This is a genomic window from Nonomuraea sp. NPDC050783 (genome assembly GCF_040802095.1).
GTDB lineage: Bacteria > Actinomycetota > Actinomycetes > Streptosporangiales > Streptosporangiaceae > Nonomuraea.
On sequence record NZ_JBFAHK010000009.1, the window covers coordinates 50,963 to 62,128 of the forward strand.

General features: G+C 75.4%; 10 protein-coding genes. 6 read left to right on the plus strand and 4 right to left on the minus strand.

What is annotated here, in order from left to right:
* Window positions 1–131 precede the first annotated feature (131 nt).
* Window positions 132–521, plus strand: coding sequence for a hypothetical protein (locus AB0H75_RS24710; RefSeq protein WP_367799834.1), 390 nt, complete (start codon window positions 132–134; stop codon window positions 519–521).
* On the opposite strand, the gene AB0H75_RS24715 is transcribed toward AB0H75_RS24710, so the two are convergent.
* Window positions 518–2,590: an alpha-galactosidase gene (locus tag AB0H75_RS24715; RefSeq protein ID WP_367799835.1), complete on the minus strand. Its 2,073-nt coding sequence runs from the start codon at window positions 2,588–2,590 to the stop codon at window positions 518–520. The genes AB0H75_RS24710 and AB0H75_RS24715 overlap by 4 nt on opposite strands.
* 239 nt (window positions 2,591–2,829) lie before the next feature.
* Here AB0H75_RS24715 and AB0H75_RS24720 point away from each other — a divergent pair, with 239 nt between their 5' ends.
* Window positions 2,830–3,723, plus strand: a complete 894-nt coding sequence (locus AB0H75_RS24720; RefSeq protein WP_367799836.1) for a siderophore-interacting protein — start codon at window positions 2,830–2,832, stop codon at window positions 3,721–3,723.
* Window positions 3,724–3,899: 176 nt separating this feature from the next.
* On the opposite strand, the gene AB0H75_RS24725 is transcribed toward AB0H75_RS24720, so the two are convergent.
* On the minus strand, window positions 3,900–4,916 hold the full coding sequence (locus AB0H75_RS24725) for a hypothetical protein (RefSeq protein ID WP_367799837.1): 1,017 nt from the start codon (window positions 4,914–4,916) through the stop codon (window positions 3,900–3,902).
* A gap of 317 nt (window positions 4,917–5,233) precedes the next feature.
* Between AB0H75_RS24725 and AB0H75_RS24730 the strand changes: the two genes are divergently transcribed.
* The 3 genes from AB0H75_RS24730 to AB0H75_RS24740 all read left to right on the plus strand — a co-directional run bounded on the left by AB0H75_RS24730 (window position 5,234) and on the right by AB0H75_RS24740 (window position 7,909).
* Window positions 5,234–5,818 carry a TetR family transcriptional regulator gene (locus tag AB0H75_RS24730; protein ID WP_367799839.1) on the plus strand — a complete coding sequence of 195 codons (585 nt, stop codon included), beginning with the start codon at window positions 5,234–5,236 and terminating at the stop codon, window positions 5,816–5,818.
* A gap of 317 nt (window positions 5,819–6,135) precedes the next feature.
* Window positions 6,136–6,456 carry an STAS domain-containing protein gene (locus AB0H75_RS24735; protein WP_367799841.1) on the plus strand — a complete coding sequence of 107 codons (321 nt, stop codon included), beginning with the start codon at window positions 6,136–6,138 and terminating at the stop codon, window positions 6,454–6,456.
* A gap of 34 nt (window positions 6,457–6,490) precedes the next feature.
* The gene (locus tag AB0H75_RS24740) at window positions 6,491–7,909 is read left to right on the plus strand and encodes an RNB domain-containing ribonuclease (RefSeq protein ID WP_367799843.1); all 1,419 of its coding nucleotides are present in this window, start codon (window positions 6,491–6,493) and stop codon (window positions 7,907–7,909) included.
* A gap of 22 nt (window positions 7,910–7,931) precedes the next feature.
* Here AB0H75_RS24740 and AB0H75_RS24745 read toward each other — a convergent pair whose 3' ends face one another.
* Both AB0H75_RS24745 and AB0H75_RS24750 read right to left on the minus strand, forming a co-directional pair.
* Window positions 7,932–8,513: a TetR/AcrR family transcriptional regulator gene (locus tag AB0H75_RS24745; RefSeq protein ID WP_367799845.1), complete on the minus strand. Its 582-nt coding sequence runs from the start codon at window positions 8,511–8,513 to the stop codon at window positions 7,932–7,934.
* Window positions 8,514–8,646: 133 nt separating this feature from the next.
* Window positions 8,647–10,509, minus strand: a complete 1,863-nt coding sequence (locus AB0H75_RS24750) for an ABC transporter ATP-binding protein (protein WP_367799847.1) — start codon at window positions 10,507–10,509, stop codon at window positions 8,647–8,649.
* Window positions 10,510–10,962: 453 nt separating this feature from the next.
* On the opposite strand from AB0H75_RS24750, the gene AB0H75_RS24755 reads away from it, so the two are divergent.
* Window positions 10,963–11,148 (plus strand): hypothetical protein, encoded by a 186-nt coding sequence (locus AB0H75_RS24755; RefSeq protein WP_367799849.1) that lies wholly within the window; start codon window positions 10,963–10,965, stop codon window positions 11,146–11,148.
* The last annotated feature ends 18 nt before the right edge of the window (window positions 11,149–11,166 follow it).

The following is an 11,166-nucleotide window of genomic DNA, read 5'->3' on the forward strand; positions in this document are numbered from 1 at the left end:
AGCGATATTCGTTCTCGCCGGAGGCCGTCCCTGGTGGGGCCAGCCGCTCGCAACCGGTGTTCAAGCGGCGTGCAAATGCGTATGAGTAGAAATCTCCAAGAACATCGGAAAGCGGGAGAACTGGGGAAACAGTGAGCACGGGAATCTGGATGCCGATGGCGATCACGGGCGCGACGATCCTCGTCATGGCGGCCGTCTGGGTGCCGTTCCTCGTCGTCGCGCGGCGCGGGCAGCGGCTGCTGGCCACGGGCGTCGCGGCGCAGGCGGTCGTGGAGGCCATGGCCGACACCGGCATGTCGGTCAACGAGCAGCCGGTGGTGAGCTTCGTGCTCAGCGTCCGCGCCGCCGACGGGCGCGCCTACCGGGTCACGCACCGGCAGACGCTGCCGCGCCTGCCGATGGGCCTCGTGGTGCCCGGCGTGGTGCTGCCCGTCAAGGTGGACCGGGAGCGGAGCGAGCGCGTCCGCATCGACTGGGCCGCCTGGCGCCCCGTCCCCGCCCCCTACCCGTACCACGCCTAGACCCGCTCCACCTCGATGACCAGCACCGACGTGGGCCGCAGCGCCGGGGCGGGCAGCCCCGGCCCGGCCAGCGCGGCCCCCGGCAGCCGTACGGGCCCGGCCGCCCACGCCGGCATCGCCGCCCCGGCGGGCACCGGCCCGGCCACCCGCACCTCGTACCGCGCGGCCGGGTCGAGCCCCGGCAGCCGCAGCGGCGCGGGAGCCGACTCGGCCCGCGAGGTGAGCTGCACGTACCCGAACACCGCCCGCTCGGGCAGCACCACGCCGTGCAGCAGCGCCGAGGGGTCCGGGTGGTCGGCGCGCACCACCCGCCCGGCGTGCAGCACCGGCCGCAGCCGCTTGTGCAGCGCGATCCAGGCGGCCAGCTCCTCCAGCTCCGCCTCGCTCGCCGAGGTCAGGTCCCACTCCACGCCCATGTGGCCGAACAGCGCGGTGCCGGCGCGGAAGGCCAGCGGCAGCGCCCGGCCGGTGACGTGGTCGAGCGGCGCGCCGACGTGGGCCCCCATCCGCTCCGGCGGCACCAGCAGCCCGGTCCAGCGCTGGATGGCCTGCCGGTCCAGGGCGTCGTTGCTGTCGGAGGTCCACACCCGGTCGGTGCGGGCGAGGATGCCGTAGTCGACGCGGGCGCCGCCCGACGAGCACGACTCGATCTCCAGCCCGGGGTGGCGGCGGCGCAGCTCGTCCAGCAGCCGGTAGGTGGCCAGGGTCTGGGCGTGCACGCCCGGCACGCCGTCGTGGACGGGCTCGGCGATGTCGCGGTTGTGGTCCCACTTGATGTAGTCGAGGGCGTACTCGGTGACCAGCGCGTCCAGGCGCTCCAGCAGGTACGCGTACGCCTCGGGGCGGGCCAGGTCGAGCGTCTGCTGGTTGCGCTGCGGCGGCGGGGTGCGCTCGGCGCGGCCGAGGATCCAGTCGGGGTGCGCCCGCGCCAGGTCGGAGTCGGGGTTGACCATCTCCGGCTCGAACCACAGGCCGAACTGCATGCCGAGCGCGCGCACCCGCTCGGCCAGCGGGTGCAGGCCGCCGGGCCAGACGTCCTCGTCCACGTACCAGTCGCCGAGGCCGGCCCGGTCGTGGCGGCGGTGGCGGAACCAGCCGTCGTCGAGCACGAACCGCTCGACCCCGGCCGCGGCGGCCCGGCCGGCCAGCTCCAGCAGCCGGTCCAGGCCGTGGTCGAAGTAGGTCGCCTCCCAGTTGTTGAGCGTGACCGGCCGGACCGGCAGCGGCCGGGCGGCCCGCAGGTGGTCGTGCAGCCGGGCGCTCGCCCCGTCCAGACCCTCCCCCGACCAGGCGAAGTACACCAGCGGCGTGCTGTAGCCCTCCCCTGGCGCGAGGACGATCTCGCCGGGCTCGGGCAGCTCGCCCGCGGCCAGCAGCGCCGCCCCCTCCTGCAGCCGCTCGGCGTAGTGGACGTGGTCGCCGCTCCACCCGGCGTGCACCGCCCACACCTCGCCCGCGCCGAACCCGAACCCCGGCGTGCCGGCGACCAGCAGGCCGGTGGCGTCGTGCCCGGTGCGGCCGCGCCGGCTCTCCCTAGCCCACACCCCGTGCCCGAACGCCCTGCGCTGCGGCACCTTCTCCAGCGCCCAGCGGCCGGTGAAGTCCAGCAGCTCGGCGGCGCGCGCCGGCACCGGCAGCGCGCACGCCAGGCCCGCCAGCCGGTACGGCGTGGCGCCGGTGTTGGTCACCGTGTGCCGCAGCGTCACCAGCCCGCCCGCGTCCATGGCGAGCTCGCTCACCAGCGCCAGGCCGGCCCGCTCGTCGGCGGCGGCGACCCTCACCGTGCCGCCCGCGCCCGGCGCCGCCGAGGTGTCCACGCGCTCCAGGGCCCAGCGCACCGGCCAGTGCTCGCCGTCCCTCGATCCCGCCAGGCCGGGCCGGCCGTACCAGCCGTCGCCCTGGGCGGGCAGCAGCGGCGGCGCGGCCGCCAGGGACGCCAGCGCGGGGGCCAGCTCGGCGCCGTCGGGCGTGCCGAGGCCGGCGCCGAAGTGGCACACCCGGGGCAGGCCGGGGCCGGAGGCGTCGAGCAGCAGGGCGGCGCCCGCGGCGGAGAGGATCAAGGGGGACACGTGGGGCTCCTCGCGCGACAGGGTTCAGGGGTGTGATCGGACCCGACGCTACCGAAGGCGGGACGATCGCCGGCGGGGCTCCGTGCGGGACGGGCGGCCCGAGCCGCGCCGAGGGCGGCGGAGCGGCGCCGACCTGCCGCCATTCCGCCGCGCATCCGGCCCGGCACTTTCCGTGAGGTGTTCAGATGCCCCGCCGATCGTTTAGGTTAGGCTCACCTAACGCCTTGGGAGAGTCGGGGATGATCCAGCCCTTTCACATGTTCCACGTCCGGGTCGAGCGGCTGCAGCGGCTGAGCCCGTCGTTCCTGCGGGTGACGTTCACCGGGGACGACCTCCAGCATTTCGCCGACAACGGCTTCGACCAGCGCGTCAAGCTGTTCCTGCCGCTGCCGGGCTGCGGCGTCGATCACCTGCCGTCCGGGCCGGACTGGTACGCGCAATGGCGGCAGCTCGACGACGCCAGGCGCAACCCGATGCGCACCTACACCGCGCGCCGGGTGCGCTCGCACGCCAGCGAGGTGGACGTGGACCTCGTCATGCACCCCGACGGCGGCCCGGCCGCCCGCTGGGCCGAGCAGGCGAAGCCCGGCGACGTCGCCGTGCTCTTCGGGCCCGACGCCCGGCACGACGGGGTCCACGGCGGGCTGGAGTTCCGGCCGCCGGCGGGCAACACCACCGTGTTGATCGCCGGGGACGAGACCGCCGTGCCCGCCATCTGCTCCGTCCTGGAGCGGCTGCCCGCCGGGGTGTCCGGCGAGGCGCTGATGGAGGTGCCCTGCGAGGACGACTTCCTGCCCGTGGAGACCTCCTGCTCGGTGCGGGTCGGCTGGCTGGCCAGGAACGGCGGCCGGCGCGGCGGGCAGCTCGTCCCCGCGGTCCGCGCCGCGGCCGGGCGGCTGCTGCCGGCCCCGGCGGCCGAGCCCGGCGCCTTCCAGGACGTCGACGTGGACGCCGAGGAGCTGTGGGAGGTCCCGCAGGAGGAGGCCGCCGACTCCCTGTACGCGTGGCTCGCGGGCGAGGCCGGCGTGATCAAGACGCTGCGCCGCCACCTCGTGGCCGAACGCGGGATGGACCGGCGCGCGGTGGCGTTCATGGGGTACTGGCGCGAGGGCCGCGCCGAGAACACCGGCTGACCCCCCACGACCCCGCCACCCAGCACGGCCGGTGACCAGCACGGCCGGTGATCAGTGCGGCCGGTGGCCAGCCGGTCCCGGCGCTCAGCGCGGCCAGGCGGCCGGTGATCAGCGCGGCTCGGTGACCAGCCGGTCCCGGCGGTCAGCCCGTCCCGGCGGTCAGCCCGTCCCAGCGGTCAGCGCGGCTCGGCGGCGCGGGCCGCCAGGACGGCCCGGCGCTCCTCCTCGGTGGGAGGCCACACCCAGGTCAGGCCCGGGCCATCCGCGGCGACCACGCCGTGGACCACCTCGCGCAGCAGCTCCCCCACCGCCGCCTCGGGCCGCTTCTCGCGCGCCTCCAGGTACAGCTCCAGCACCCGCCCGAGATCCAGCAGCAGTGTGTTCCCCCGCGCCGCGACGGCGACCGCCCCCTCACCACCCCGACCGGCGTCCCCACGCCCCTTCTCCCCGGACGAGCCAGCACCGGCGGCGAGCCGCTCCCCGGGACGACCGGCCCCGCCGGACCGCTCCCCGCCCGGGCCGGGATCCCCACCCGTCCCCTCCCCGGACGAGCCAGCGTCGACGGGGGACTCTTCGGTCGGCAGGGGCGTGACGGTGAGTTGCAGCCATCCGTCGGCCGCGTGGCCCTCGACGCCCCGGGTGCCCGCCGGGCAGGCGGCCTCCAGGGCGGCCTGGGCGAAAGCGGCCCGGTCCAGGCCGTCCACGCCGTCCAGGCCGTCCGGGCCGTCCGGGCCGTCCGGGCCGTCCAGGCCGTTCACGCCGTCCACGCCGTCCGCCGGCCACCCGGCGGCGGTGGCAGGGGCGGCGCGCAGGTGCAGGACGCCCGGCCGCTCGGTGGCGGCGTGCTCGGCCATCAGGCCCGCGACCGCGCCCTGCGGGTCGTGCAGCGCGGCCTCCCCCAGCGCGGCGAAGCCGTCGGCGAGCAGCCGCAGGGAGATCAGCCGCGGCGGCGAGCCGGCCCACAGCACGCCCCGCTCCCAGTCCGGCCGCAGCTCCTCGCCGGCGTCGTGGTGGGCCCCCAGCCCTTCCATGAACGCGGCCTCGGCCTCCGGCGCCAGCCCCAGCCGCCATCCGCTCGGCCGCCCGGCCGCGAACCCGCCCCCGCCGCCCCCCGTGCCGGCCCGGTCACGGCGAAGCCACCAGAGCACGATCCCCATGACGACGGCGACCGGCACTGCGACTGCGATCCACACGACGCGCCACCCCCTCGTACCTGCCGGGGCAGCAGCGTAGTGTGATCTTTCCTCGCAAAGGCGCATATTTCCGCAAAATCCCCCGCCCGTCCCTCCAGCGGCGTCCGCCACCGGAGGGACGGTTCCCCCGGGTGCCCCCTTCAGGACGGCGGCGTCGGGGCGCGACGCGCGACCGGCCTCCCCCGGACCGGCCGTCGCACCTCCTCGTGCCGCCGTCCGGTCCCAGTAGACGCCCCGCCGCCGCCGGCGGAAAAGGTAAAACGGCACACAACCGGCGACGGCCCGCCCATCGGCCGCCTGCTGACAGAATTGGGAATATGACAGATGGCATTCTGACGCCTGAGCAGATCCTCGCGGCGGCCCAAGACGTCCTGCGCCGCTACGGCCCCGCCAAGGCCACCGTCGTGGACGTCGCCCGGGCCCTGGGCGTCAGCCACGGCAGCGTCTACCGGCACTTCCCCAGCAAGACGGCCCTGCGCGAGGCCGTCACCCAGCGCTGGCTGGAGCAGTCGCACGCCGGCCTGGCCGTCGTCATGGCGGCGGACGGGCCCGCCGAGACCCGCCTGCGCGACTGGCTGCGCGCGCTGTTCGCCGCCAAGCGCGCGAAGGCGCTGGACGACCCCGAGCTGTTCGCCACGTACACGGTGCTGGTGAACGAGTCCAGCGCGGTGGTCGAGCGGCATCTCGCCGACCTGACCGGGCAGCTCCAGGAGATCATCGCCACCGGGGCCGCCCGCGGCGAGCTGGCCGCGCCCGACCCCGCCGCCACGGCCCGCGCGGTCTTCCACGCCACAGCCCGCTTCCACGACCCGGCCCACGCCGCCGCGTGGGACGACCCCGGCGTCGAGCGCGACTTCGACGCCCTGTGCGACCTGCTGATGCTCGGCCTCCGGCCCCGCTGACGCCCGCGACCACCGGCCGCGACCACCGCCCACGGCCACCGTCCACGAGCGCCGTCCAAGACCACCGCCCGTGACCGCCGCCCGCGCGTGCCCGGTGTGATGATTCTCCACCGGGACACCGGATTTGTATTCCTGAGGACTTCTCTTGTCCACCGGGATCCCTCACGCCCCCCTCGACGATCCCGGCCCGCTACTACACTCCTTTCCGGAAACAGGCAGTCGCGGTCGGTGACCGCGGCGGCATCGGGGGCACGACGGCAAAAGGCGGGTCCGCGGCACCAGTGATGTCCCGGCCCGCACAGAGCGCGGAGCCGGACATGGATCCTCTGCACCTCAGCACCAGCCGCGACGACGGGACCGTCACGGTCGCGGTCTCCGGAGAGCTGGACATCGCCACCACCGAGCTGCTGCGCAGCCACCTGCTGGAGCTGCTGCGCGAGGCCGGGCGCGGGCGGCGCGGCGACGCGCTGGTCATCGAGGTCGGCCGCCTGTCCTTCATCGACGCGGCGGGGCTCGGCCTCCTCGTCTCCGTCCACCGGCAGGCCGCCCGCCAGCGGACCCCGGTGCGCCTGGCGAACGTCCCGCCCCGGATGGAGCGGCTGCTGCGGATCACCGGCCTCGACGGCCACCTGACCTGATCGGGGCGGCCGGTGCTCCCGGTAGGTTGTGCCCGTGTCGACGATTCAGGTTCCCCATGAGATACCCCTGAAGCTGGAAGACGGGTTCGACCGGATCAGGCGAGAGCTGGCGCTGCCCGCCGACTTCCCTGCCGCGGTGCTCGACGAGGCCGCGTGGGTGGCGCAGGTGCCGCGGCTCGACGGCAAGGACCTCACCGAGCTGCCGTTCGTCACCATCGACCCGCCCGGCTCGATGGATCTCGACCAGGCCCTCCACCTGGAGCGGCTGCGCGCCGGCTACCGGGTCTGGTACGCCGTCGCCGACGTGGGCGCGTTCGTGCGCCCCGGCGGCGTCATCGACGCCGAGGCTCGGGCCAGGGGCGAGACCGTCTACATGCCGCAGGGCAAGGTCCCGCTGCACCCCAAGGTCCTGTCCGAGGACGCGGCCAGCCTGCTGCCCGGCGTGCCGCGCCCGGCCGCGGTGTGGCGGATCGACCTGGACTCCGACGGCCGCACGGTCGGCGCCGACGTGCAGCGCGCCCTGGTCCGCAGCCGCGAGCGCCTCGACTACGCCTACGTGCAGGCCGCCGTCGACACCGGCACCGCCGACGGCGTGCTCGGGCTGCTGGCCGAGATCGGGCGGCTGCGGCTGGAGCTGGAGCGCGAGCGCGGCGGCGTCACCCTTCCCACGCCCGACCAGGAGGTGGTGCCCGCCGACGGCGGTTACCGGCTGGAGTTCCGGCTGCCGCTGCCGGCCGAGGCGTGGAACGCGCAGATCTCGCTGCTGACCGGCATGGCCGCCGCCGCGATGATGCTGGACGCCGAGGTCGGCGTGCTGCGCGTGCTGCCCGCGCCGCGGCCGGACGACCTGGCCAAGGTCCGGCGGGTGGCGGGGGCGCTGGGCGTGCCCTGGCCCGACGGCGCCGGCTACGGCCAAGTGGTGCACGACCTCGACCCGAAGAACCCGCAGCAGGCGGCGTTCCTGCACGAGTCGCGGGTGCTGCTGCGCGGCTCCGGGTACGAGGCGTTCGACGGGGCGCCGCCGAAGGAGGCGGGGCACTCGGCGGTCGCGGCACCGTACGCGCACGTCACCGCGCCGCTGCGGCGGCTGGCCGACCGGTACGCGACCGAGGTGTGCCTGGCGGTCGCGGCGGGCGAGCCGGTGCCCGCCGACGTGCGGGCGGGGCTGGCCGAGCTGCCGGGGCTGATGGCGGCCTCCGGGCGGCGGGCCTCGGCGGTGGAGCGGGCGTGCGTGGACCTGGTGGAGGCGTTCCTGCTGCGGGAGCGGATCGGGGAGGCGTTCGAGGCGGTGGTGATCGACGTGGACGAGCGGCGCGGCGGCGGGCAGGTGCAGCTCGCCGATCCCGCGGTGATCGCCCGCTGCGACGGGACGCTCCCCCTGGGCGAGCGGGTCACCGTACGCCTGACGCAGGCCGACCCGGCCACCCGCGAGGTCCGCTTCGCCCTCGGCTGAGCCTCTGGGGCGGGCCGGGGGTTCAGCCCCGGTGGGCGCGCATGCCGTCGCAGACGACCTCCGCCATCGGCACGCCGCCGCCCCTGGCCCGGGCCCGCCGCTCGGCGGTCAGGCAGCCGCGCAGCAGGTCGAGCACGTCCTCGGTCACGAGGTCGGCCCGTACCGCGCCGCCGCGCTGCGCCCGTTGCAGCAGCCGGCCGAGCGCCGCCGCGAAGTCCGCCTCCAGCGCCGTCCCGCTGCGGAACGCCGGCCCCTGGCCGCCCTCCAGCATGTCGCACAGCGCCTGGTTGGCCGACGCCTGCTCGACCACGGCGCGGAACCAGCCGAAGAACGCGCGCCCCGGGTCCTCCGCGGTGGCCAGGGCCCTGGCGTCGGCCACGAACCGTTCCATGCGGCCCAGCAGCACCGCCTCGAACAGCGCCTCCCTGGTCGGGAAGTGCCGGTAGACGGTGCCGACGCCGAACCCGGCGCGGCGGGCGATCTCGTCGAAGGAGATGGTCAGCCCGTCGCTGGCGAGGGCCTCCTGGGCGATCTGCAGCACCCGCTCGCGGTTGCGGCGGGCGTCCACCCGCAACGGCCTGGCCGTGCTGTGGTCATCGCCCATGCGCTCCACCCGCCCTGGAAGCAACCGGAGGGATCTCTCCGATTCTACCGGCGCGCCCGCCGGACATACAGCCCTCAAACGGAGCACCCGCCCCCGGACGAGGACGGGTGCCCGCGCGGGCGCCGCGCCCCGCCTAGGGCCCCGGGCCGGGCTCCACCACCGTGTGCCGGCCCGGCCGGCGGGCGGCGCGGCCCGCGGACGCCGTCCTGGCGCGGGCGGGCCGCGCGAGGCCAGGGCGCTTGAGGCGGATGCGCTCCCGCCTGGGCACGGGCCGCAGCCCGATCACGCGTGCCCCGGCGGGCACGTGCCGCAGGTCGTGCGTGATGAGGATCGTCGTCCGCCCGGCCATGAGCCGGCCCAGCGGCCCCATGACCTGCGCGGCCGTCTCCTCGTCCAGCCCGGTCATGGGCTCGTCGAGCACCAGCACCGGCGCGTCGCGCAGGACGGCCCTGGCGATCGCGATCCGCTGCCGCTGCCCGCCGGACAGCAGCCGTCCCCGCTGTCCCACCGGCGTGTCGTAGCCCTGGGGCAGCCGTTTGACGAAGTCGTGCACGCCGGCCGTCTCGGCGGCCCTGATGACCTCCTCCAGGGAGGCGCCGGGCCGCCCGTAGGCGATGTTGTCGCGCACCGATCCCGAGAACAACATCGTCTCCTGGTGGAGCACGGTGACGTTCTCGCGCAGCGACTCGCGCGTCAGGCCCCGGATGTCGGCGCCGTCCAGCAGGACGCGGCCCTCGTCCGGGTCGTAGAAGCGCAGCAGCAGCTTGGCCAGCGTGGACTTGCCCGCCCCGCTGGGCCCGGTGATCACGAGCACGTCGCCCGGCGCGGCGGTGAAGGACACCCCGCGCAGCGCGGGCCGCGCCTGCCGTCCCGGGTAGGCGAAGCCGACCCCGTCGAACTCCACGTGCCCGCGCCCGCGTCCGGCGGCGACGGCGGCGGGCGCGTCGGTGACGGCGGGCCGGGCCTCCAGCACCTCGATGATCCGGTCGGATCCGGCGGCCGCCTCCGACACGGTCAGGGCCAGCTCGCCGAGGCCCTGGACGGCCGGGTAGAGCAGGGCCAGGTACGCGGCGAAGGCCAGCAGGCCGCCGATGGTCAGCCGGCCGGTGGTGATCTCCCAGGCGCCGACGCCGAGGACGACGATCAGGCACACGGTCTCGATCACCTGCACGACGGGGCCGTACAGGCCGGACAGCCACGCCTGCGACAGGTTGGCGCGCAGCCACGTCCGTCCCTCGCGGTGCAGCCGGCGCGCCTCGTCGCGCTGCCGGTTGTACGCCTGCACCAGCGGCTGGTTGGCCAGCCCCTCCTCCAGGACGCTGTTCATGGCGCCGTTGCTGTGCCGCTCGCGCGCCGCCGCGCTCCTGAACCTGGCCGCGAACACCTTCGAGACCAGCAGGAACGCCGGGATCAGGGCGAGCGTGACGAGCGCCAGGTCCCAGCGGACCAGGAACGCGGCCCCGGCGAAGAACACCACGCTCGCGGCCGTGGTGACCGCCTTGACCAGCCCCGAGCCGACGAGCTCCTCGATGGCCTCGACGTCGTCGGTGAGGCGGGCGATGAGGTCGCCGAGCCGCCGGTTCTCGGCGTAGTCGGGCGTGAGGGTCTGCAGGTGGCCGAAGATCCGGTCGCGCAGCCTCAGCAGGAGGCGTTCGGCGCCGAGCGCGGTGGCGTACGTCCCGGCGAAGGACGCCGCCCCGGCGACCGCGGCGAGCCCCAGCCAGCCGAGCGCGGGAGCCCAGAAGGCCCCGAGCCGCCGGGTGGCGAGCACCTGGTCGGTGATGTGGCCGAACAGGCGGATCGCCGCGACCTCGCACAGCGCGGCCAGGACGGCGGCCAGCACTCCGGCCACGAACAGCGGCCGCAGCCCGCGGGTGTCCGGCCAGAACTCCCGGAAGGTCCGGCGAAGGGCGATCGCCGGTGCGAGCTCGCGGCCGGAGGCGGCAAAGGAGAGCCGGCGGCTGAGCCGCCGGCTCTCACGGGGCGCTTCTAGCACCCCCAGCCTCCCCACCTGCGCCGACCGCAGTACCAGCGGCGGCGCCAGCGACGTCGTCGGCAGCCCCAGCCCTGCTGGTGGCCTACGTGTGTGAGCTGCATGTTCGCCATGGTTCCTCCCCCGTTGAACGGCTGAACACTTGACAATTCGGACGCTACCCGCTCAATTCGCATAAATCACGACATTTCAGAAGAAGGTCGCGAAGTTTGACCGGTAAAGCCCGCCAGGAAAGGCGCTGTTGAATCATCGTTAAACACGCCGCAAACAAGTAAATTAACCAAGGAACAGCAATGCGGCCGCCAATGCCGTTTCTCCCCGCCGGCCCCGCACCACCCCGCGCCCCGCCCCGCGCCCCGTCCGGCGCGGGCCGCACCCGCTGACCTGGCCGTAAGTCACCCCGCCCGCTACTTTCGCCCGATGCGGCGCGCCGCCGCCCGTCACCACGATGGGCGCATGACGATCCTCGGTGCGCTCCTCATGATCCAGGGCTTCGGCGCGTTCGTCGCCCGCCACTTCTTCGACCGCGACTTCGGCCTGCTCCACCTGGTCTTCGACGGGGCCGCCCTGACCGTCGCCGCCCTGGTCACCGGCCTGGCCGGCCTGGCGCTCGCCATCGCGGGCCTCGTCCACGACGACTGAGCGGCACGCGCGGAAAAG